Genomic DNA, 21200 nt, shown 5'->3' with positions numbered 1-21200 from the left:
TGTTTGAGGGCGAAATTGCGGGCCGGAGCGAAGGTGTGGGCGCGGTTCATGGCACCGCTTTAACGCGCTGATTGCCTGTAGGACAGCGCAAGATCAGCGAATTGCCCCGATCAAATCGCGATCAATCCTCGCTAGCCAGCCGGTAGAGGTCGCGCGCGGCGTCGATTGGTTTGACCTCTCCGCCATCTTCGTAATGCCAGAAGGTCCAGCCGTTGCAGGACGGCGCGCCTTGCAATTCTTTGCCGAGGCCGTGAATGCTGCCGACCTGCCCCTTGCAATCGAGCGAGCCATCGGCGCGCACTGTGGCGACCCAGCGGCGTTTCCTGTCGAAGACTTCGCTGCCCGGCTTGATCAGACCGTTCTCGACCACAGAGCCGAATGCCACGCGCGGGGCGGACTTCTTTGACTGCATCGTCGTGAGCGCGCTTTCATCGAGCGGTAGCTCCTTCTCGATCCGCTTCATCGCGACGCCGCGATAGAATTCCTCGCGCTCGCAGCCGATCCATTCGCGGCCCAGACGTTTAGCCACCGCGCCGGTCGTGCCGGTGCCAAAGAATGGGTCGAGCACCACGTCGCCCTTTTCAGTCGTCGCCAGCAGCACGCGGTAAAGCAGCGCCTCGGGCTTTTGCGTGGGATGGGCTTTCTTGCCGTTTTCCTTCAGCCGCTCGCCGCCCGAACAAATCGGCAGCACCCAGTCGCTGCGCATTTGCAGCTCGTCATTGAGCGTCTTCATTGCGCGATAATTGAACTGGTAGCGCGATTTCTCGCCTTGGCTCGCCCAGATCAGCGTTTCATGCGCATTGGTGAAGCGCGTACCCTTGAAATTGGGCATCGGATTGGTCTTGCGCCAGATGATGTCGTTGAGGATCCAGAAGCCCAGATCCTGCAAAATCGCGCCGCAGCGGAAGATGTTGTGATAGCTGCCGATCACCCATAGCGAGCCATCGGGCTTGAGCACGCGTCGCGCTTCGGTCAGCCATGCGCGGGTGAACTCGTCATAGACGCGGAAGCTGTCGAACTGGTCCCAATGATCGGTCACCGCATCGACTTCGCTGCCATCGGGACGGTTCAGATCGCCGCCAAGCTGGAGGTTATAAGGAGGGTCCGCGAACACGCAATCGACCGAGTTATCGGGCAGCGAACGCATTGCCTCGATACAGTCGCCATCCAGAATCTTGCCCAGCGGCAGGAGCGCGCGCACATCCTCAGCCAACGGTTTCGCCGCCTTCTTGCTGCGCAGTTTCTGTTGTTCCATCACGCCCATAATTCGCCCCGAGAAATCACTATTCGCCAAACTTATCCACAGGCATGAGTCCTCGCGGACTCCACGTCAAGCGCTGAGATTCTCGGAGGTTATGGTTAACAGCTGGTAAACGCCATGAAGCTCATGCGGAACGAAAGGTGACCGGCACAAGATGTTGAGTCCCCCGGATTCCAGCGGACTCGATATGGAGGGGGTGTTGCGCTGAGGACTCAGCTAAAGACTATCACCACATTGGCCGCAAAAGCTGCGACCAAGATTGCACCCAGCGTCCGTCCAATCGACTTTGCATACCAAAGCAGCGCCAGCAGACCCACCGCGCTTGCTGTCAGCAGAGCCATCTGAAGCCCCGCAAGATCCATCGGCAGCGCAAAGGGCGCGATGCTCATGGTCGCTCCGCCGATCAGCAGGATGTTGTAGATGTTGGAGCCGAGCACATTGCCGATTGCGAGGCCCGATTTGCCGCGCACAGCGGCTGCAATCGAGGCCGCGAGTTCGGGCAGCGAAGTGCCGACAGCGACCACGGTCAGCCCGATCACCGTCTCAGGCACGCGGAAGATTGTCGCAAGCTCGATCGCGCCCTTCACCAGCGCGTCGCCTCCGATGACGAGGATCACAAGACCGCCGACAAAAAGCGCCACTGCAAGCAACGTGTTGGATGGGGCCTCGTCAGGAGCATCTTCTTCTGCCGCCGCGCTCGGATTGCGGTAGCGCCAGACGATATAGACCACGATCAGCACCAGCAGCGCCGCACCGATCCAGCGTGCGCCGAGGCCCGACAGCGCCAGCGCCCACAGCAGCAATGTCGCCGCCAGCGCGACCACCGCATCGCGCCTGCCGGTGCCCTTGAGCGCGATCGGCATCACCAGCGCCGACAGACCGAGGATCAGCAGCGTGTTGGCAAGGTTCGACCCGACAATATTGCCCCATGCGATCTCGGGCGATCCGGCAAGGCTGGCCTGCACGCTTGCCACCATCTCGGGCATTGAGGTTGCAAAGCCGACGATCACGAGGCCGGTAAACAGCGTCGAGACGCCCAGCTTTTGCGCAATGCCAACCGCACCGCGCACCAGCAATTCGCCGCCAATCGCAAGGCCGACAAGCCCCGCCAGACTCAATAGGATCGCTTCAATCATGCGCCGCGTGTTTCACAAAAGGCTGGCCTGGGCAACGGGCGCGAAGCTTTGGCGGTGCAAGCGTGTCGGGCCGTGGACGCGCAAAGCCTCCATATGCTCCTTCGTTCCATAGCCCTTGTTACGCTCCCAGCCGTAATGCGGATGCGCTGCGGCGGCGGCGATCATCAACCGGTCGCGCCACTCCTTTGCGATGATCGAGGCCGCGCCGATGGCAGGCTCGATCCCGTCGCCGCCGACGATAGCGCGCGCTGGCCAGTTCCACTCGGCGCAGCGCCGCTCGGGCGTCATATTGCCGTCGATCAGCACGATCTCGGGCGCTTGCTCAAATTGCACGCACAAATCGCGCACGCAGCGCGTCATCGCCACCATCGTCGCCTGAAAAATGTTGATCCGGTCGATCTCCTCCGGCTCCACAACCGCGACCGCCCAATGCGAGCTGGCGCGGATCTGTTCGTCGAGCACCGCACGGCGCTTGGCGGAAAGCTTCTTGGAATCGCCAACGCCAGCGGGTACCTCGGCTCCCAGCACTACCGCAGCGGCCACCACCGGCCCGGCGAGCGGCCCGCGACCGGCTTCGTCCACTCCAATGACGATCCGCGCCGGTGGCCGTTCGGCAACTTTTGAACGATCAGGAGCGACCTGAGCCATGAAATCCCTTTTCAAATCTTCCGCAATCTTGTCCCTCCCCGCGCTTGCGCTCGCAAGCTGCGCGCATGCGGAATCGGGGGACAGCGCCTCTGCCGCTGCCGATGAACCGAGCTGGACCGTCACCGAAATGGGCGAGTTCGAGCGGCCTTGGGCGATAGAATTCGTGCCCGGCACTGACATGCTCTTCATCACTGAAAAACCCGGCACGATCAAAGTGATGGACACGCGCACTGGCGCGGTCGGCAAAGTCAATGGTGCACCCGAAGTGGCCTTTGGTGGCCAAGGCGGTCTTGGCGATATTGCCTTCCTCGCCTCCGAAGCAGGCAATCCATTGAATGGCCGGACGGTCTATCTCAGCTGGGCCGAAGCAGGCGAAGGCGAAACGCGCGGCGCGGCGGTCGGTCGCGGCATTCTGGCATGCGACGATGTGAACGCCTGCGCCATCGACGGACTGTCGGTGATCTGGCGTCAGACGCCCAAGGTCGAAGGGCGCGGGCATTACTCACACCGCATCACCTTCTCGCCCGATGAGCAATTTATGTTTGTGGCCAGCGGCGACCGGCAGAAGATGGAGCCCGCGCAGGACAATTCGAATACAATCGGCACCATCGTGCGCCTCAACCTCGATGGCAGCGCGGCGGCCGGCAACCCGTTTGCAGACCAAGGCGGGGTAACGGCGGAAATCTGGTCCTACGGCCACCGCAATATCCTTGGCATGGATTGGGATGCTGAGGGGCGCCTGTGGGATGTCGAACACGGGCCTGCGGGCGGCGACGAGCTCAATCTGGTCGCGCGCGCGGCCAATTATGGCTGGCCCACCCGCTCCTATGGCGAACATTACAATGGCGACCCGATTGCCGATCACAGCGACGATGACGGCTTTACCAAGCCCGCAATCTGGTGGACGCCAGTGATCGCGCCGGGAGACATGATCTTCTACACCGGCGACATGTTCGAAGCATGGCAGGGCGATGCTCTGATTGCAGGCATGGGCAGCCGCGCATTGGTGCGGGTCGAGATTGACGGCGACAATGCCACCGAAGCTGCGCGCTACAGCTTCGACGGTCGAATCCGTTCGGTCGAACAGGGCCCCGATGGCAGCATCTGGATCGCCGAGGACGGCGAAGGCGGCAAGGTGCTGCGTCTGACCCTTTGATGTCCGCACCCCGTCCGAGGTGCGATTTCCTCGCTCATGCGACCTGAAGGTCGCGTCGCTGCGGGCGCGCAGTCGCGCTTGCGACACCTTCGGCGTCGTTTCAGTGCCCGATTTTGAGCTTGGACTGGCTCGATCTTGAGCCTAAGCGGCCTGACCGATGGATGACACCGCCACTCTGATCCCGCTCTCTGCGGTTGACCCTGCCATGGTCGAGGCCTTGCTCGATCGTGCTTTCGGGCCGGAGCGCCATGCGCGCACCGCCTATCGCATCCGCGCAGGGATGGAGTGCCTCGACGCGCTCAGCTTTGCCGCGCTCGACGCGGACGAGATGCTGGTGGGCACGATCCAGTGCTGGCCCATCGCGCTGATCGACAAGGAAGGCCGCCCCGTGCCGCTCGTAATGGTAGGCCCCGTTGCGGTGGTGCCCGAACGGCAGAGCGAGGGCTTTGGTCAGGGGCTGATGGCGGCGATGCTCGATTCCGAAGCACGGCTGGCGCAAGACGGATCACCCGCCTTTGCGCAAGTGCTGATCGGCGATCTCGATTATTATGGCCGCTGGGGCTTCTCGTCAGCGGCGACAAGCGGCTGGCGCTGTCCGGGGCCCTATGAACCCGAACGCCTGCTCGCGCGCGGTGCTGCCTTGGCGGCGATGCCATCGGAAGGGATGCTCGCGCCCTGGGGTAGTGAATAGCGCGCAGCGAATAGCCCCCTTCCCCAAGCTCCCGCGTTCTGCCAACGCGTATCGCCAATGCCTTACGAACCGCCACCCTACCTCGCCGAACTCACGCTCGCGCAGATTGCCGAGCAGGTCGCGCAGCGCAAACTGCCGCCGGTCGAAGGCTGGGCGCCTGAAACCGTGGGCGAGAGCCATATGCGCATCGCCGCCGATGGCACATGGTTTCACGAAGGCGACCCGATCCGCCGTCCGGCCATGGTGCGGGCCTTTTCGGGCCTTTTGACCCGCGACGAAGCAGGCGCGCACTGGCTCGTCACCCCGTTCGAAAAGCTCGCAATCACCGTTGAAGACGCCGCCTTCATCGCGGTCGATTGCGTGGAGAAGGACGGCGATCTCGCCTTCCGCTTGGACAGCGATGAGCTGCTCTTTGCAGGCCCTGACCACGCTCTGCGCGTGGCGGGCGATCTGGATACGCCGGCGATCTACCTGCATGTGCGGCGCGGGCTAGAGGCGCGGCTCAACCGATCAACCTATGCGCAGCTGGCTGAAATCGCGCTTTCAAACGGCGGTGAAGACTGGCGCGTTACCAGTCAGGGTCAAACCTTCTCGCTGCTTCCAGACGAACAGGGATGAGCGCGCTCTTCGATCATCTAAGCGCCGCCTTCGAAGCGGGGCACAGGCGCGAGGTCACTGACCTGCTCGATGACGGGCATTTCGCCCGCACCGAGCAGGCAACCCCAGCCGCCGTGCTGATCGCCGTCACCGACAGGCCCGAACCCGGCGTGATCCTCACCCAGCGCCCGCGCGACATGCGCGATCACCCTGGCCAAGTCGCCTTTCCCGGCGGCAAGATCGACGCGGGCGAAGATGCCACAGCTGCGGCGCTGCGCGAGGCGGAAGAGGAACTCAGCCTGCCGCGCGAGGCAGTGCGCGTGATCGGCACCAGCGACCTCTACCGGACCGGCACAGGCTTTGCTGTCACACCCGTCCTGGGCGTGGTGCCACCTGATCTCGACCTCATCCCCAGCCCTTCCGAAGTCGAAGCTTGGTTCGAAGTCCCGCTTGCGCTGCTGCTCGATTCTGAAAGCTGGACCAGCAATGAAGTGTTCTGGCGCGGCGCGATGCGGCGCTATCTGGAGATGGATTACGAGGGGTTTCGCATATGGGGCGTAACCGCCGCGATCATCGCCAATCTCGCCAAGCGCATGCCGCTCACTGAACTTAACGCCCATTTCCGTTCGGCCTGACCTTGCCCGAGGCAGGTGTTTTCTATTAGCGCATCGCTCGTGAATAACGCACTTGCCTCTGCCGACTGGCCCCGCCGCGAAGGAATGCGCGCGCTGACCGCTGCGTTGGGCGCGGAGCATATCCGCTGGGTCGGCGGTGCGGTGCGCGACACTTTGCTGGATCACCCCGTGCGCGACGTCGATTGTGCAACCACGCATACGCCCGACATTGTGATCGACCTGTGTGCCAAGGCGGGCATTCGCACCGTGCCTACAGGGATCGACCACGGAACAGTGACCGCCCTGACCGAAGGCGGGCCGGTCGAAATCACGACCCTGCGCCACGACGTTTCGACCGATGGTCGGCGCGCGACCGTAAGCTTCGCAACCGAATGGCGCGAAGATGCTGCACGGCGCGATTTCACGATCAACGCGCTCTACGCCCACCCCGAGACGCTCGAGATTTCTGACTATTTCGGTGGTCAGGCCGATCTGGCCGCGCGCCGCGTGCGCTTTATCGGCGATGCCCGCGCGCGCATTGCAGAGGATCACTTGCGGATCCTGCGCTATTACCGCTTCCAGGCTCGCTTTGGCTCAGAGCTCGACCACGATGCCGAAGAAGCCTGCGCGGACCTTGCTGAGACACTCAAAGGCCTCAGCCGCGAGCGGATTGCGAGCGAATTGCTCAACCTGCTTGGCCTGACCGACCCGCACGCAACTGTTTCGCGGATGCGCGAGCGCGGTGTGCTCGGCGTCATTCTGCCTGAGGCGTGCAAGGTCCATGTTGAGGCTTTGGCGCGGTTGATCGCAGCCGAGCGTGCGCAGGGATTTGCCCCCGAAGCGTTGCGCCGCCTCGCCGCGCTCCTGCCCCCCTCGCCCGACATTGCCGAAAGCATCTCCGCCCGCCTGCGACTGTCGCGGGCCCAGCGCGCAAGGCTGGTTTCGGCGGCTGAGCGCGGCGCGGGCACTGATACGAATATCGAGGGGCTCGCCTATCGGATCAGCCCCGATTTTGCCATCGACCGGCTGCTGCTGGAAGACAAAGACGCACGCGCCTTGGCAAGTTGGCAGCCCCCCACCTTCCCGCTCAAAGGCGGCGCGATCGTTGCGCGCGGCGTCGCTGCCGGTCCGCAGGTTGCACGCATCTTGCAGGCTGTCGAGAAGCGCTGGGTTGATGAGGGGTTCCCCGATGCGGCACGGGTCGACACCCTGCTCAATGAAGAACTCGGAAACGCTTGACGCTTACGTTAAGGCGAGCTTCAGCCGCGCATGTATAACCCCTGCTCATAGGCCGCCGACTTGTCAGATGGCCTATGTCCCGTTAGGGAACCGCCCGCGCGGTTGAGCCAAATCTGGCTCCGCGCGTTTTCCATCGCTGTTGGTGCGGCCAATGCGGTCTAGCGTCGACGCTTCGCGCGCTGCCCCCCTTTACTCGGCGGCCGAATGACGAATTTGAATTACTGGAGAGTTGAGTATCATGAAGTTTGCAAAGCTGGCCGTTCTTGCCACCGCTATCGCAGCCACCCCTATCGCAGCCAACGCGCAGGACGTTGGCGCGACCGTTTATGGCAATGATGATGCGCCGATCGGCACAGTAGCTGCCAACGAAGGCGGCGTTGTCACTGTCGACACCGGCAAGCACAGCGCCCCGCTGCCCGCAAACCTGCTTGCAGAGCGTGAAGGCAACTGGACGGTCAACGCAACCAAAGCCCAGATCGACGGCATGATGGACGCACAGGTTGCTGCTGCGAACCAGGCACGCGATGCGGCTCTGGTTGAAGGCGCTGCGGTTGTTAGCGCCGACGGCATGCCCGCTGGCACTGTCTACACTATCGACGATGCCGACACTGCGATCGTGCAGAGCGAAGCTGGCATTATCACTCTCACGCGCGAATCCTTCACTGTCGATCCGAGTGGCCGGCTGATGGCGCTCTATTCGGCTGAGCAGCTAGCTGCCAACACAGTGGCAGTGCCCGAAGGTGCGGAAATCCTCACCCCGGCACAGGCCGCTGCGAAGGAAGCCGAAATGGCCGCCGCCGAAGAAGGTGAAGCTGCCGCTGGCGCCAGCGAGTAAGTTAAGAGCAATCGCAAGGGTCCGACGGGACCTGAACGAGACCGCGGTCACCGGGGATGGTGGCCGCGGTTTTGTGATTCTTTGGGGTTAAGCTCCCACCTCCGTGGGAGCATCCTCGCTAGACGCGCAGCAAAGCTGCGCCCGCTGCGGGCGGCCAGTCGGCCTATGACTGCCGTGACCATGGGGATGGCTTGGAATGGCTCGACGCCGCAGGCGTCGCAAGGCCGACCGGCCGCCCGAGCTTATGCGAGGAAAGCCAAGCGACGCGGACGCGTCGCGCCCGGCGTCTGAGGGCGCAAACAAAAAACGCAAACAACCCTAAAAACGGTTGTTTTTAGGGAACCCCTGCGGCGGAAGCCTGCCCGCCGCTCCGCGCGCGACCTTCCATTGCCAGATCTCGCTTTCGGTGCGAGTGCGTTCGCCTGATCCGCCCATCTGCCAGCTAAGGCCATCGGCAAGCGTGAAGGTCGTCGCGTCGCTCAAACCGCCGTCGCGATAACGTTGCAGCATCACACCCTGCCCGCGCGTCATCACCGGCATTTCTTCGAGATTGAAGACGATCAGCTTGCGGTTCTCGCCCACCGCCGCGACGTGGTCATGACCTTCGGGGACTTCGCGGATCACCCGCAGCTTTGCATCGCCCTTGAGGTTCACCACCTGACGCCCTTTGCGCGTTTCCGCGATCAGTTCGGCGGTCTCAGCGATGAAACCTTTGCCGATGGAAGATGCGAGCAGCAGCTTGCCGCCCGGTCCGTGCACCAGCATCATCACAATCGACGCCTCGGTTTCGAGGTCGATCATCGTGCGCACCGGCTCGCCAAAGCCGCGCGCGCCCGGCAATTTGTCGCACCCAAGCGTGTAAAAGCGGCCGTCCGAGCCTGCGATCAGCAGCTTGTCGGTGGTCTGCGCGTGGAGGATGAAGGCGAGCGCATCGCCCTCCTTATATTTGAACTCCTGCGCCAGATCGACATGGCCCTTTGCCGCGCGGATCCAGCCCTTCTGGCTGAGGATCACCGTCACCGGCTCTTTCTCGATCATCGCATCCATCGAGAATTCAACTGCCGGAGCCGCCTCCTCAATCCGCGTGCGGCGCGCGCCGATCTTGGTGTCTTCGGCGTAATCCTTGCGCAAAGTGCGCAGGTCTTTCTTAAGCCGGGTGCGCTGCCGGGCGGGAGAATCAAGCAGCTTTTCAAGATCGTCCTTTTCCGCCAGCAATTCGTCCTTTTCCTGACGCAGCTGCATCTCCTCCAGCTTGCGCAAGCTACGCAGGCGCATGTTGAGGATCGCTTCGGTCTGGCGTTCGGTCAGGCCAAACTCGGCCATCATCACGGCCTTGGGTTCGTCTTCGTAGCGGATGATCTCGATAACGCGGTCGAGATTGAGGAACGCGAGGATGTAACCCTCGACCAGCTCCAGCCGCCGCGCGATCTGGTCGAGCCGGTATTGGGTGCGGCGCTGCAGGATCTCGATCTGCGCCGCAGTCCAGTGGCCCAGCAATTCCTTGATCCCCATCACCATCGGGGTCCGGGTCGCGTCGAGCACGTTCATGTTCAGCCCGAAACGCGTTTCCATATCGGTGAGCTTGAAGATGCTCTCTTTCAGCAGCTCCGGATCGACATTGCGGCTGCGCGGGACCAGCACGATGCGCATGGTCTCATCGCTTTCGTCGCGCACATCCTCCAGGATGGGCAGCTTCTTGTCGGCAATCGCCTGCGCGATCTGCTCGATCAGTTTGCCTTTGGCGACCTGATAGGGAATTTCCGAGATCACCAGCTGCCACTGCCCGCCGCCGAGCCGTTCGATACCAAGCGCCTGATCTTCGGCCTTCTCCGCCTCGGGCGCATGGAAGACACCGCGCAGACGGAAGCTGCCGCGACCGGTGCGATAGGCCTCCGAAATCACTTCGGCGCTGTCCACCAACTGGCCGCCAGTGGCAAAGTCCGGCCCCTGCATCAGTTCCATCAGGCGCTCATGCTCGACATGCGGATTGTCGATCAGCTCCAAGGTCGCATCGATCACTTCGGCGACATTGTGCGAGGGAATGTTGGTCGCCATGCCCACCGCGATCCCGCTCGCCCCGTTGCCCAGCAGATTGGGGAACAATCCGGGCATCAGTTCGGGCTCTTCCTCCTCGCCATTATAGGTCGGGATGAAGTCGACCGTGCCCGCATCCAGCCCTTCCATCAGCTGGATCGCGGTCTTGGTCAGCCGCGCTTCGGTGTAGCGATAGGCGGCGGCGTTATCGCCATCGACATTGCCGAAATTGCCCTGCCCCTCGACCAGCGGATAGCGCAGCGAGAAGTCCTGCGCGAGGCGGACCATGGCATCGTAAGCGGCGGTGTCGCCATGCGGGTGGTACTTACCGATCACTTCGCCGACGACGCGGGCGCTTTTCTTGAAGGTGCTGTCGGGCGACAGCTTCAACTGCCGCATGGTCCACAGCAGCCGCCGGTGAACCGGCTTCAACCCGTCGCGAAGATCAGGCAGCGAGCGCGCAGTAATCGTAGAAAGCGCATAGACCAGATAACGCTCAGACAGAGCGGCATCGAAAGGCGCATCGACAATCGCGTCGAACGGATCAGAATCATCTTTGGTGGTCGGATCGGACATGCCTCCCGCTTAGCAATGCGCGCGACGCTGAGGGAGAGGCGTTTCCACAGGGAAAAATGCTATTCTACGGGTTCTGCGCCTGCATCGTTCCCTTCTTTTGTATCAATCCGGGCATGCACCGCGATAATGGCAGCAGCGATCTCTGCAGGCACCTCTTCCTGAAGGAAATGCCCTGCCTCGGTTTCAATGACCGATGCTTCAGGGAATTGCGCACGCATTGAGTCCAATCCTTGAGCAAGGATCGGGTCATTCATCCCCCAAACCAGTGCGGCCGGCACATCAAGCGTTGCAACATAGGCTTCGATTTCGCGCATTTGATCAGAACTCGGATGGTCCGGGCCATTGGGCACCATTCGCATCAAAGCGAGCGGAGCTTTTGCATTTCCACTGTCTTCCACGGGCAGCGAATAGAGGTCGATCACGTCCTTCGGCATTGAGGCGGGATCACCCTGCACACTGGCGAGGTTGCTCCAAATCGATCCGATCCCTTCGAGCATCAATTCTCCGACAATCGGAGTGCTGACGGTATCGTGCGCGGCTGAAAGTGAGCGCTCTTCTTTGGGCGCAGTGAAGCCAGTGTTCATCGCCACAACGCCCTGCAAAAGGTCAGGCGAACGTGCCATAACTCCCATACCAACCGGGCCACCCCAATCCTGTCCGACATAGATCACCTGCGCGACCCCAATTTGATCGAGCGCATTCGTCATCCAACGGATATGATTTTCAAGTGTGTGCTCGCTTGCGGGCACCTTAGTTGAAAAGCCCAACCCGACCATGGTCGGCATGATCAGGCGGAACTGGTCGTGCGGGAGTCCAGCGGCGACCTTGCGGTAGAGCATGCCGTTGGTCGGATTACCGTGCTGGAGATAGACTGGATAGCCCTCGCCTACTTCGAGGACATGGATTTTGACACCCGGTTCCACCTCCACAAAGTAACTTTTGTAATCGTCAGTGAGCGCTGCTGCGGCGTAGTCTGGAAGTGTGAATCCTTCAAACTCGCCTCCAGCGGTGGACACGGTTCCGCTGCCTTCTGGGGTAACGGACGATCCATCGCGCGTGAGATAGAAGACATAGGCTGAGCCTGCAACGATCAGAACCAGCAAGAGGTTCAGTAGAATCCGCTTCATGCAATCTCTCTCCTTGGGACGAACGGCGGGCCGCGTATCTCAGCCCTTATCGCGCTCTATTCGCAAAGCTGCAACGTCGCTCCTTAGCATCCGTAACTGCTCCAAAATCTCCTCGCGCTCGCTATGTGCCTCCTCACCCGTCGCCTCGGCCATGGCGTTGACGATCACACCGATGAAGAGGTTCAGTACGATGAAGCTGGTGAGCAGGATGAACGGCACGAAAAATGCCCAGGCATAGGGGAACTCTTCCATCACCGGGCGCACGATACCCATGCTCCAGCTTTCCAGCGTCATGATCTGGAACAGCGAATAGAGCGAGGCACCGATGCTCCCGAACCACTCGGGGAAGGATGCGCCGAACAGATTGGTCGCCATCACCGCGCTGATATAGAACAGCAGCAGCAGCATCACGATAACCGTGCCAATGCTCGGGATCGCTCTGAACAGGCCGACGATCACCTTGCGCATGCTCGGCACGACCGAAATCAGCCTGAGCGCCCGCAGGATCCGCAACGCGCGCAAGACCGAGAATTGATCGCCCGCAGGCATCAATGCCGCGCTCACAATCGCAAGGTCGAAGATGTTCCAGCCATTCTTGAAGAAGGCGAGGCGGTAGACAAAGAATTTGAGTGCCAGTTCGACCACGAAAATCGATAGCGCGATTGTGTCGAGCCACGATATGACGCTGCCCGCGACGCCCATAACCGCAGGCGAGGTCTCCAGACCCAGCCCGATCGCGTTGATGACGATGATAGTGATGATGAAACGTTCGAATCCAGCAGATTCGACCAGCGCTGTTGCGCGTTCTCGCAAAGTCATGACCCCTTGAAATTCCTGCTCTTACATCTTTCGCGCATCGTTGCTCGTCGCAGGCACGCTAACGGTCAATCCGTCAAGCTCCCGCGTGAGGTCGATCTGGCACGACAGGCGGCTGGTGCGGCGCGCTCCGGCTGCGAAATCGAGCATGTCCTCCTCCTCTTCGGAAGCCTCGGTGAGCTTGTCGAACCATTCCGCCGCGACGACCACGTGGCAGGTCGAGCATGCCATCTGGCCCTCGCACGTCCCTTCGAGTGGAAGGCCCGCAGCCTGTCCGACCTTTAGCAGATTGTCGCCCGCTTCGGCCTCGCAGACAACCGGATTACCGCGCGGGTCGATGAATGTGATTTTTAGCCCGCCCATGTCATATCCATGCGTCCTGCTCCTTAACCGCCGCGTTGATCGCTTTGGCGGCGGCCTCCAGATCGTCAAGCGTGGTGTAGCGCCCGAAGCCGAGCCGGATCGAGCTTTTGGCCTGAGCGTCGGTCAGCCCGATGGCTTTCAGCACCTTGCTGGGCTTGCCAGAACCGCTGGCGCAGGCGCTTCCGGCGGAAAACATGACACCGCGCACATCCGACATCAGCCTAGCGACATCGAGGCCGTCCCTGCGGATGTTGAGGTTGCCGTGCCAGCGTGCGCTTTCGCTGCCATTCAGCTCCCACCCGGCGAACAAATCACGCGCGCGGGTCCAAAGTTGCTCGGTGTGTGCGGCGTCCGCTTCCATCCGCTCCTGCGCGAGCGCGGCGGCGGCTCCGAAACCGGCGATCAGTGCGGGCGAGAGCGTGCCGGAGCGCAGCCCAGCCTCCTGCCCGCCGCCTGTTTGCTGCTCGGTGAGTGCAACCCCGTCGCGCACCCACAAGGCGCCGATCCCTTTGGGACCGTGAAACTTGTGCGCCGAGACTGCGATCAGGTCGGCCTGCGCGACCGGCATTTTGCCATAGGCCTGCACCGCATCGACCAGGAATAGCACGCCGGCCTCCTTGGCGCGGCGGTGCCAGTCGCTCACGGACTGGATCACGCCGATTTCGTTATTGACCTGCATCACCGCGATCATCCGCGCGTCTTGCGGCAGGTTCTGCGCGGGATCGCACAGCCCGTCTTCGCCTACGCTTAGCACTTCATGCGCGCCCGCAGCCTTGGCCGTATCGGCGACTGCGGAATGCTCGATCGCGGAGAACGCCACCGCGCCATCCCCGGCCGAACCGCGGATCGCGAGGTTGAGCGCTTCGGTCGCGCCGCCGGTGAAGATCACCTGACCGCCGGGAGGGAAAAGCGCCGCCACCTTGTCGCGCGCCGCCTCGATTGCAGCCGCCGCCTGCCGCCCCATCCGATGCGGCGAATGCGGATTGCCAAAGCCCGCCCCATCCGGCCCGTCGAGCCATTTGAGCATCGCATCGCGCGCCTCGGGCGCAAGCGGCGTGGTGGCTTGGTAGTCTAGGTAGATCATGCAAGCGCTCTCCACGCTTCAGCAAATTTTTCAAGCTCTTCCGGCGTCGTGCTCCAGCCGATGCTGACGCGGATCGTGCGCGCGGCCACTTCGTCGGACACGCCGAAAGCGTCGAGCACGCGGCTTTTCTTGAGCGTGCCGGAGGAGCATGCACTGCCTGCCGAAACGGCAAAGCCTTGCGCGTCGAGCCGGATAAGGAGCGCCTGTGCGGAGAGTGTCGGGTGCGTGAGCGCGACAATGTAGTCGCAGGCCTCGCCCACAGTCAGTCGGTCCGCGCCGAGCTGCTCTGAAAATTGCGCGCGATCTTCTGCCGTCGTCGCCCAAGCACCCGCTTCAAGCGCCGCCGCCATGCCCATCGCGCCCGGTAAGTTCTCGGTGCCCTGACGATAGCCACGCTCATGCCCGCCCATCGGCTCCAGCAGATTGAAATCGCGCAGCAGCAGCGCGCCGATACCAATGGGGCCGCCAAATTTGTGCGCCGAGACGACCGCCATGTTTACGTGCGGGAGCACCAGTTTGCCCGCAGATTGCGCGCAGTCGGACAAGAGCACCGCTCCGGTGGGTGTGATGCTCTCACCCATCATACTCACCGGATTGATCGTGCCGGTTTCCGAGTTGACGTGCTGGATCGCGATCAAGGTCTGCGCGTCCAGTGGCAGTTCTTCATCGAAGATCTGTGCATCCGGCGCAGCCCTGAACACCGCGTCATGCTCCACCGCGCTTACAATCCGCCGCTCTACCTTCGCACGATTGAGCGCGATCCATAGCGCCTCGCTTGCGCCAGAAGTGAAGATCACCTCGCCATTCCACGCCAACGACCGCTTGATCCGCTCGCGCGCGTCTTCGAGCACCTGCTTGGCCTTGCGCCCCTCGGCATGCGGGCTGGACGGGTTCGCCCATAGCGCAAAGCCTTCCTCCATCGCCGCGCGCGCTTCGGGGCGCAGGGACGAAGTGGCGGCGTGGTCGAGGTAAATTCGCGTCTTAATGAGAACGATTCTTAAAAAATTGCAGAATGAAGTTCATCCCTATATAGAGCGCGCAACCGCAGGTGCCACCCGGCATCTTGCGCCACCCATATTGCAAGGTTTCCTCGATGCCATCAGTCATCTTCCCCGGCCCAGAGGGTCGTCTCGAAGGCCGTTTTTCACCTCCCCCGCGTCCGCGCGCGCCGGTTGCCATGATCCTCCATCCGCACCCCGAAGGCGGCGGCACGATGAATGACCGGATCGTTCAGCGGCTCTACAAGACCTTTGCCGATCGCGGCTTTGCGACATTGCGCTTCAACTTTCGCGGCGTGGGTCGCAGCCAGGGCAGCTTTGACAACGGCATTGGCGAGTTGAGCGATGCGGCAAGTGCGCTCGACTGGGTCCAGTCAATCCATCCCGAAGCGCAGACCACATGGGTCGCAGGCTATTCCTTCGGCGCGTTGATCGGCATGCAATTGCTGATGCGCCGCCCCGAAGTGCGCGGCTTCATCTCGGTCGCACCGCCGGCCAATATGTATGATTTCAGCTTCCTCGCACCCTGCCCCGCTTCGGGCATTTTCGTGCAAGGCGTCGCTGATACGGTGGTTCAGCCGAGCGCGGTTCAGAAACTGGTCGACAAACTGCGCACGCAAAAGCACATCACCATCCATCACGACGAGATCCCACGTGCCAACCATTTCTTTGAGAATGAGATGGAAGACATGATGGCATCGGTCGACAACTATCTCGACTTCCGCCTGTCGCCGGATTGTCCGATCAAGTAAGGGAATTTGCCGCGGGGCCGGAAGCTCCGCGCGCAACATTCTTACACAATCCTGATCAGTTTTGATCACATACGGGTTGCAAGGGGCAACGCGATAGTTCTTGCTTACTAAATGTTATGTTGTAACATCTATCTCATCTCACCAGAGAGAGGAGATGCCAATATGAGCTATGCAGCCAACGCCAACCGCCTGAATCCCGCCGCTATGGTCGGAGCGCTGGGCGTACCGGGAGCGTTTGGGGCCGTGCTGGTCATAGGACTGGCGGTCACCATCGTCGTCGATCCGCCGGTCGAGAATCCCGATGTCTTTGATGTCGTGCAAATACCGGAAGTCACCGAGGCTCCGGTTGAGCCAGACAAGCCGAGTTCGAGCTCAGAACGTGTGATCGAAGAGCCTGTCACGACACCTACCCGTCCCGATACTCCCTATGAATTCGAGATGGACAGTACCAATTCCATTACAACGCTTCCCGGCTTGGGCGATGACCTCATAGGGTTCGACCCTATCCCTTTTGAAGTCGAGCCAATCCCTCCAGCCCCCAATTTCAACCCTGTTTCGGCCTCCCCGCGCGGCAATCCGGGGCGCTGGATCACTGATAACGACTACCGCACCAGTTGGATCAATCGCGGATATTCGGGTGTGGCGAGCTTCTCGCTCGAAATCTCGGCCAGTGGGCGGGTGAGCGATTGCCAAATCACCAGGTCCACCGGACACGACGCGCTCGACGCAGCGACATGCCGCCTGCTGACCAACCGCGCGCGCTTTGATCCGGCAAAGGACAATTCGGGCAATTCAGTCGCTGGCACCTATTCCAGCTCGGTCAACTGGCAAATCCCGGAATAGGGCCTTTGCGCAATAAATCTTTCAGCGTCCGTCCGTGAAATTGGGTCGCTGGAAAGAAGCGGTCGGAGTGTTAGCGCGCTTCGGCCGCTTCGGCTTGTTCCAAAGGTGAAGATCCGTCTGCATTGGGCACCGTCCAGATCAGAACATTGCCAATCGCGATCAGCGCCAGCAGCACCATCAAGGCGGGCTGTTTGACCTCTCCAGTGCGACGCCACAGGAACACGGCGCCAAGCACCAGCAAGATCGCCGCCAAAACCACCAAAGAGAGCACCAAATCCATCTTCGCCAGCCTCGCTTTACCAAGCTTTACATTATCACACCGTCTGGAGCCATATGAGCACTGGAACATGCGCGCGTTACCGTCTAGCCTGAAATCAATCTCAGCACGAAGGAGGAAATCATGGGTATTTTCAGCTCAATCTCGAACGCAATTTTTGGCTCTGACGAAGAAGAAGCACCGGCAGCAGAAGCAGCTCCCGCCGCAGCACCCGAACGCGCCGCCATCAGCGGTGTCGATGTCGAACAGCGCATCGGCAGCATTCCGGGTTCGGACAAGCTCAACTGGCGCACTTCGATTGTCGACCTGATGAAGCTGGTGCAGATCGACCCGAGCTACGAGAACCGCAAGGAACTCGCGCAGGAACTCGGCAACACCGGTTATTCGGGAACTGCCGAAGACAATATCGCGCTCCACAAAGCCGTGATGCAGAAGATTGCGGATGCGGGCGGTATCGTTCCTGCCGATCTCAAGGACTGATTGACACAGGCCTGATTGACTCAGTCCTATAGCGGGCTAACACCTGCTGCATGACTGACAAAAACACGAACTTCACACGCCGTCAGGCCCTTTACGGGCTTGGCGGCGTTTCTACACTTGCTCTGACCAGCGCCGTGCTCCCAGGATGCAGCGGCTTACCCGGAGGCGCTGCCACAGCAGCCATGTCTCCGGACGAGAAGCTCGACGATATCGCCTACCGGATGCTCGCGCATGAGCCGGGACGCGCGACGGGACTTGGCGTCGACACGGGCGACTTTGCCGATTGGCGCGGCACCTTTGGCACAACCGGCGAAGCGGGCCGCGAAGCCTACAAAGCGACGCTGAGCGAATTGCTCCAAGTAACCCGCGACTATCCCAAGGACGCCCTGACTGCCGATCAGCAGACCGGTTTTGAAGTGGTCGAAAGCGCCTTTTCCAAAGCAGTCGAGGGTATGAACCTGCCTTACGGCGATGTCGCTGTCGGCAGCTGGCGCAACGCGCCCTATCTCGTCATCCAGAATGTCGGCGGTTACATCGACTTCCCGCGCTTTTTCGGCGCAACCCAGCCGCTGCGCGAGGCAAGCGATGTCGATCATTATCTCGGCCGCTTGAACGAGGTCAGCGCGGTGCTCGATGGCGAGACCGAGCGCGTTCAGCAGGCGCGCGGGATCGGCGTCGTCCCGCCCAACTTCCTGCTCGACAAAGCCATCGCGCAGATGGAGACCAACATTGCCGATGCGGCTGATGGCGGCGGCGCTTACACCGCGCCGCTTGCAGGGTCCGAACTCGACCCGGATGGAACGTTCGCGGGGCAGGCCGGCGGTATTGCTGCTGACCAGATCCTGCCTGCACTCCAGCGTCAGCTTGAAGAACTCAAAGCTCAGCGCGCCATTGCCAAATCGGATGCAGGCATGTGGGCGCAGCCTGACGGAGCGCAATGGTATTCATGGGCCACCAGCGCCTCGACCACCACCCCGCTCAGCCCCGATGAAATCCATCAGCAGGGCCTCGACGAGCTGGACGAATTGCACGGGCGGATGGACCCGATCCTGCGCGAGATTGGCTATACTCAGGGTTCTGTGGGCGAGCGGATGCAGGCGCTCTCCGACGACCCGCGCTACCAATTTGCCGAGGGCGATCCGGGGCGCGAAGAGATCAAGGAGTTCATCTGGGAGCGGTACAACTGGATCAAGGACCAGATGCCGCGTGCCTTTGACCAACTGGTCGATCCCAACTTTGAGGTGCGACGCATCCCGATCAATGAAGAGGCCGGTGCGCCGGGTGCCTATGGCGGAGCGGGCAGCAAAGACGGCCAGATACCGGGCCGGTTCTGGATCAATTTGCGCACGACTGACCTTCACCGCAAATACGATCTGCCTGACCTCACTTTCCACGAAGCCATTCCGGGCCATGTGTGGGAGGGCGAATATTCCAACCGTCTGCCGCTGATCCGCTCGATCCTCGCCTTTGGCGCATTCAGCGAAGGCTGGGCGCTTTATGGCGAGCAACTTGCCGATGAACTCGGCGCCTATGACGATTTCAAGGTCGGACGGCTTGGCTATCTGCAAAGCCTCGCCTTCCGCGCCTGCCGTCTGGTGGTTGATACGGGCCTTCACGACAAACGCTGGACCCGCGAGCAAGCGCGCCAGTTCTTTGTCGAACGCAACGGCTCAAAGGCCGAGGAAGTCGCGTCCGAAGTCGATCGCTATTGCAGCTGGCCCGGACAGGCCTGCTCTTACAAGATCGGCCACAGCGAAATCGTGCGCCAACGCGCCCGCGCCGAAGCCGAGCTGGGCGACGCCTACGACTTCAAGGCCTTCAACACCGCAGTGATCCTAGGCGGCAACGCCCCGCTCGACGTGGTGGGCAAGACGGTGGATCGGTATATTGCGGGTTCGCAAACCGGCTGAGAATTGCGAATGGACCATTCGGCAAGAAATGGTCTGGCCAATTGAGAATTACCGAATATAGTCAGTCCCAATCTGTGTAATCGCAGCCACAGATTGGGGGACTGTTTCTATGACTATTCGGCTAATTGCGCTTCTCGCTATGATGGCGGGCACGCTTATCTTCGCAAATCCTGCCGAGGCCAAATGGCACAAGGCCGAAAGCGAAAGATTTGTCATCTACTCTGACAGCCGGGCGGAGGATATTGAACAGTTTGCCAGTCTGCTTGAGCGCTATCATGTCGCACTCGAGCTGGAGACTCAGCGCCAGATCCCGGCTCCCAGCCCGTCCAATCGGCTGACCGTCTACATGGTCGGCAGCCGTGATGATCTGCGCGATCTGTATGGCGGCGGCAGTCGTTCAGCCGTAGCGGGTTTCTACATAGCGCGCTCCAATGGCTCTGTGACATTCGTGCCGAATATTCGTTTCGGCGTCCGCGATGCCGGCCGCGGCAGAATCGGCACACGATATTCGCGCAGTGTAGATTCGGGCGACGGTATTGGTTCAGATCCTTCCTTCTCGATCCTGTTGCACGAATACGCCCATCACTTCCTCATCGCTTCTTCGCGTCATGCCATGCCGCGTTGGCTCAGCGAAGGGGCAGCGGAATACTTCTCATCGGCGCGATTCAATGATGACGGCTCGGTCGATATCGGATTACCCAACAATGATCGCGCGTGGGAGATCAGTCAGGCTGCCCCTGTTTCTGTGCAGGAGCTGCTCGATTACAGCCTCTATCGCGACAATCGGGGCAATCGGTACACCGCCTATTACGGGCGCAGTTGGTTGCTCTATCATTATCTGCGTTTTGACTCCCGGCGTTCGGGCCAGCTCATTCGCTATTGGCAAGCGGTTGCCTCCGGCGCTGATAGTCTTGAAGCGGGTGAGCAGGTATTTGGCGATCTCGACCAGCTGGACAACGAGCTTCGCGCTTATGGCCGGCAGCGTTCCATGTCAGGCATGCGGTTTAGCAGTTCAGACATCTCAATTGGAGCGGTCTCCGTGTCCGAATTGAGCGAAGGCCACGCCGCGATGATGCGGGTGATCATGCGTTCAAAGCGCGGCGTCAACAGGGAGCGTGCGCAAGACATCGTCTCCGATGCACGGGAGGTTGCCGAGCGGCATTCGCAGGATGCAGAAGTTCTCGCCGCCCTTGCCGAAGCAGAATACGATGCCGGAAATGATGATGCCGCGATCGATGCAGCCCAGCGGGCAATCGCAATCGACCCCTTGGTACTCAATGCCTATGTCCAGCAAGGTTACGCACTGTTCCGCAAGGCGGAGAGCGCCGCAAACCAAGAGCAAGCCTATGCTGCAGCGATGCGCCCATTTGAAGCGCTCAATGCGATCGAAAGCGACCATACGCAGCCACTGATCTATTATTATCGCAGCTTTGTCAGACGCGGCGTGGCGGCGCCCGAGGGGGCGCAATTCGCGCTCGAACGGGCGACTCAGCTTGCCCCGTTTGACCAGTCACTCGCGGTTGAAGTGGCTGCGATGAAAGCAGGCCAAGGCGATCCCGTGGTTGCGCGCTATCTGCTCGCGCCGGTAGCAGCCAATCCGCATGGCGGGAAAGAGGCGCGCCTAGCACGTGCAATGACGACCTATCTGGAAAGTGTTTCCGACGGAACGCGCGTCAACTTCGCCGCCATGATGGAACGCTTCGAAGAAGCGGACAGCGATGATGACGATTCCGGCGAAGGAGATGACGGAGACGCATAACCTG

The 21200-nt window shown here is 61.3% G+C and carries 21 protein-coding genes; 11 read left to right on the top strand and 10 right to left on the bottom strand.

Going from position 1 to position 21200, the window contains the following annotated elements:
• Positions 1 to 121 precede the first annotated feature (121 nt).
• From Q0887_RS01335 to Q0887_RS01325, 3 genes are all read right to left on the bottom strand, one after another.
• Entirely contained in the window at positions 122 to 1264 is a 1143-nt protein-coding gene (locus Q0887_RS01335; RefSeq protein ID WP_299191698.1) for a site-specific DNA-methyltransferase, read from the bottom strand.
• Between the two features lie 209 nt (positions 1265 to 1473).
• Positions 1474 to 2397 carry a calcium/sodium antiporter gene (locus Q0887_RS01330; RefSeq protein ID WP_299191696.1) on the bottom strand — a complete coding sequence of 308 codons (924 nt, stop codon included), beginning with the start codon at positions 2395 to 2397 and terminating at the stop codon, positions 1474 to 1476.
• Between the two features lie 12 nt (positions 2398 to 2409).
• Entirely contained in the window at positions 2410 to 3045 is a 636-nt protein-coding gene (locus Q0887_RS01325) for a ribonuclease HII (protein ID WP_299191694.1), read from the bottom strand.
• Here Q0887_RS01325 and Q0887_RS01320 point away from each other — a divergent pair.
• The 6 genes from Q0887_RS01320 to Q0887_RS01295 all read left to right on the top strand — a co-directional run bounded on the left by Q0887_RS01320 (position 3044) and on the right by Q0887_RS01295 (position 8177).
• A complete protein-coding gene (locus Q0887_RS01320; RefSeq protein WP_299191692.1) occupies positions 3044 to 4201 on the top strand; it encodes a PQQ-dependent sugar dehydrogenase in 1158 nt (385 codons plus the stop codon). The two genes, Q0887_RS01325 and Q0887_RS01320, sit on opposite strands and share 2 nt — an antisense overlap.
• 157 nt (positions 4202 to 4358) lie before the next feature.
• Positions 4359 to 4892, top strand: a complete 534-nt coding sequence (locus Q0887_RS01315; protein ID WP_299191690.1) for an N-acetyltransferase — start codon at positions 4359 to 4361, stop codon at positions 4890 to 4892.
• A 57-nt stretch (positions 4893 to 4949) separates the two neighbouring features.
• The gene (locus Q0887_RS01310) at positions 4950 to 5510 is read left to right on the top strand and encodes a DUF1285 domain-containing protein (protein WP_299191689.1); all 561 of its coding nucleotides are present in this window, start codon (positions 4950 to 4952) and stop codon (positions 5508 to 5510) included.
• Positions 5507 to 6124, top strand: a complete 618-nt coding sequence (locus Q0887_RS01305; RefSeq protein ID WP_299191687.1) for a CoA pyrophosphatase — start codon at positions 5507 to 5509, stop codon at positions 6122 to 6124. The genes Q0887_RS01310 and Q0887_RS01305 overlap by 4 nt, the downstream gene beginning before the upstream one ends.
• Positions 6125 to 6163: 39 nt before the next feature.
• Positions 6164 to 7342 (top strand): CCA tRNA nucleotidyltransferase, encoded by a 1179-nt coding sequence (locus Q0887_RS01300; protein WP_299191685.1) that lies wholly within the window; start codon positions 6164 to 6166, stop codon positions 7340 to 7342.
• Between the two features lie 238 nt (positions 7343 to 7580).
• On the top strand, positions 7581 to 8177 hold the full coding sequence (locus Q0887_RS01295) for a hypothetical protein (protein WP_299191683.1): 597 nt from the start codon (positions 7581 to 7583) through the stop codon (positions 8175 to 8177).
• Positions 8178 to 8495: 318 nt separating this feature from the next.
• Here Q0887_RS01295 and parC read toward each other — a convergent pair whose 3' ends face one another.
• From parC to Q0887_RS01265, 6 genes are read right to left on the bottom strand one after another with little or no spacing between them, the layout of a single operon-like run.
• Positions 8496 to 10787, bottom strand: a complete 2292-nt coding sequence (gene parC, locus Q0887_RS01290) for a DNA topoisomerase IV subunit A (protein ID WP_299191681.1) — start codon at positions 10785 to 10787, stop codon at positions 8496 to 8498.
• Positions 10788 to 10846: 59 nt separating this feature from the next.
• Positions 10847 to 11914 carry an alpha/beta fold hydrolase gene (locus Q0887_RS01285; protein WP_299191679.1) on the bottom strand — a complete coding sequence of 356 codons (1068 nt, stop codon included), beginning with the start codon at positions 11912 to 11914 and terminating at the stop codon, positions 10847 to 10849.
• A gap of 39 nt (positions 11915 to 11953) precedes the next feature.
• The gene (locus tag Q0887_RS01280; RefSeq protein ID WP_299191677.1) at positions 11954 to 12733 is read right to left on the bottom strand and encodes an ion transporter; all 780 of its coding nucleotides are present in this window, start codon (positions 12731 to 12733) and stop codon (positions 11954 to 11956) included.
• 21 nt (positions 12734 to 12754) lie between these two features.
• Entirely contained in the window at positions 12755 to 13093 is a 339-nt protein-coding gene (locus tag Q0887_RS01275) for a 2Fe-2S iron-sulfur cluster-binding protein (RefSeq protein WP_299191675.1), read from the bottom strand.
• Between the two features lies 1 nt (position 13094).
• Positions 13095 to 14177: an aminotransferase class V-fold PLP-dependent enzyme gene (locus tag Q0887_RS01270; RefSeq protein WP_299191674.1), complete on the bottom strand. Its 1083-nt coding sequence runs from the start codon at positions 14175 to 14177 to the stop codon at positions 13095 to 13097.
• Positions 14174 to 15151, bottom strand: a complete 978-nt coding sequence (locus Q0887_RS01265; protein ID WP_299195162.1) for an aminotransferase class V-fold PLP-dependent enzyme — start codon at positions 15149 to 15151, stop codon at positions 14174 to 14176. The genes Q0887_RS01270 and Q0887_RS01265 overlap by 4 nt, the downstream gene beginning before the upstream one ends.
• A gap of 119 nt (positions 15152 to 15270) precedes the next feature.
• Here Q0887_RS01265 and Q0887_RS01260 point away from each other — a divergent pair, with 119 nt between their 5' ends.
• Together Q0887_RS01260 and Q0887_RS01255 are read left to right on the top strand one after the other, a co-directional pair.
• Positions 15271 to 15927, top strand: a complete 657-nt coding sequence (locus Q0887_RS01260) for an alpha/beta hydrolase (protein ID WP_299191672.1) — start codon at positions 15271 to 15273, stop codon at positions 15925 to 15927.
• Positions 15928 to 16089: 162 nt separating this feature from the next.
• The gene (locus Q0887_RS01255; protein ID WP_299191670.1) at positions 16090 to 16770 is read left to right on the top strand and encodes a TonB family protein; all 681 of its coding nucleotides are present in this window, start codon (positions 16090 to 16092) and stop codon (positions 16768 to 16770) included.
• 70 nt (positions 16771 to 16840) lie between these two features.
• Here Q0887_RS01255 and Q0887_RS01250 read toward each other — a convergent pair whose 3' ends face one another.
• Positions 16841 to 17050, bottom strand: a complete 210-nt coding sequence (locus Q0887_RS01250; RefSeq protein WP_299191668.1) for a hypothetical protein — start codon at positions 17048 to 17050, stop codon at positions 16841 to 16843.
• A 120-nt stretch (positions 17051 to 17170) separates the two neighbouring features.
• On the opposite strand from Q0887_RS01250, the gene Q0887_RS01245 reads away from it, so the two are divergent.
• From Q0887_RS01245 to Q0887_RS01235, 3 genes are all read left to right on the top strand, one after another.
• Entirely contained in the window at positions 17171 to 17527 is a 357-nt protein-coding gene (locus Q0887_RS01245) for a DUF3597 domain-containing protein (protein ID WP_299191666.1), read from the top strand.
• A 50-nt stretch (positions 17528 to 17577) separates the two neighbouring features.
• Positions 17578 to 19437 carry a DUF885 domain-containing protein gene (locus Q0887_RS01240; RefSeq protein ID WP_299191664.1) on the top strand — a complete coding sequence of 620 codons (1860 nt, stop codon included), beginning with the start codon at positions 17578 to 17580 and terminating at the stop codon, positions 19435 to 19437.
• A 109-nt stretch (positions 19438 to 19546) separates the two neighbouring features.
• Positions 19547 to 21196: a DUF1570 domain-containing protein gene (locus Q0887_RS01235; protein ID WP_299191662.1), complete on the top strand. Its 1650-nt coding sequence runs from the start codon at positions 19547 to 19549 to the stop codon at positions 21194 to 21196.
• The last annotated feature ends 4 nt before the right edge of the window (positions 21197 to 21200 follow it).

Source organism: uncultured Erythrobacter sp. (genome assembly GCF_947492365.1).
Taxonomy (GTDB): Bacteria; Pseudomonadota; Alphaproteobacteria; order Sphingomonadales; family Sphingomonadaceae; genus Erythrobacter.
The sequence above is the reverse complement of the archived record's forward strand: the minus strand, read 5'-3'. Positions and strand labels throughout refer to the sequence as shown.

Bases quoted from the DNA above. Each gene is read 5' to 3' on its own strand.
- parC (WP_299191681.1), bottom strand. From the start codon at position 10,787: ATGTCCGATCCGACCACCAAAGATGATTCTGATCCGTTCGACGCGATT.
- Q0887_RS01320 (WP_299191692.1), top strand. From the start codon at position 3,044: ATGAAATCCCTTTTCAAATCTTCCGCAATCTTGTCCCTCCCCGCGCTT.
- Q0887_RS01305 (WP_299191687.1), top strand. From the start codon at position 5,507: ATGAGCGCGCTCTTCGATCATCTAAGCGCCGCCTTCGAAGCGGGGCAC.
- Q0887_RS01245 (WP_299191666.1), top strand. From the start codon at position 17,171: ATGGGTATTTTCAGCTCAATCTCGAACGCAATTTTTGGCTCTGACGAA.
- Q0887_RS01240 (WP_299191664.1), top strand. From the start codon at position 17,578: ATGACTGACAAAAACACGAACTTCACACGCCGTCAGGCCCTTTACGGG.
- Q0887_RS01275 (WP_299191675.1), bottom strand. From the start codon at position 13,093: ATGGGCGGGCTAAAAATCACATTCATCGACCCGCGCGGTAATCCGGTT.
- Q0887_RS01325 (WP_299191694.1), bottom strand. From the start codon at position 3,045: ATGGCTCAGGTCGCTCCTGATCGTTCAAAAGTTGCCGAACGGCCACCG.
- Q0887_RS01250 (WP_299191668.1), bottom strand. From the start codon at position 17,050: ATGGATTTGGTGCTCTCTTTGGTGGTTTTGGCGGCGATCTTGCTGGTG.
- Q0887_RS01310 (WP_299191689.1), top strand. From the start codon at position 4,950: ATGCCTTACGAACCGCCACCCTACCTCGCCGAACTCACGCTCGCGCAG.
- Q0887_RS01235 (WP_299191662.1), top strand. From the start codon at position 19,547: ATGACTATTCGGCTAATTGCGCTTCTCGCTATGATGGCGGGCACGCTT.
- Q0887_RS01295 (WP_299191683.1), top strand. From the start codon at position 7,581: ATGAAGTTTGCAAAGCTGGCCGTTCTTGCCACCGCTATCGCAGCCACC.
- Q0887_RS01315 (WP_299191690.1), top strand. From the start codon at position 4,359: ATGGATGACACCGCCACTCTGATCCCGCTCTCTGCGGTTGACCCTGCC.
- Q0887_RS01255 (WP_299191670.1), top strand. From the start codon at position 16,090: ATGAGCTATGCAGCCAACGCCAACCGCCTGAATCCCGCCGCTATGGTC.
- Q0887_RS01335 (WP_299191698.1), bottom strand. From the start codon at position 1,264: ATGGGCGTGATGGAACAACAGAAACTGCGCAGCAAGAAGGCGGCGAAA.
- Q0887_RS01280 (WP_299191677.1), bottom strand. From the start codon at position 12,733: ATGACTTTGCGAGAACGCGCAACAGCGCTGGTCGAATCTGCTGGATTC.
- Q0887_RS01260 (WP_299191672.1), top strand. From the start codon at position 15,271: ATGCCATCAGTCATCTTCCCCGGCCCAGAGGGTCGTCTCGAAGGCCGT.
- Q0887_RS01270 (WP_299191674.1), bottom strand. From the start codon at position 14,177: ATGATCTACCTAGACTACCAAGCCACCACGCCGCTTGCGCCCGAGGCG.
- Q0887_RS01285 (WP_299191679.1), bottom strand. From the start codon at position 11,914: ATGAAGCGGATTCTACTGAACCTCTTGCTGGTTCTGATCGTTGCAGGC.
- Q0887_RS01330 (WP_299191696.1), bottom strand. From the start codon at position 2,397: ATGATTGAAGCGATCCTATTGAGTCTGGCGGGGCTTGTCGGCCTTGCG.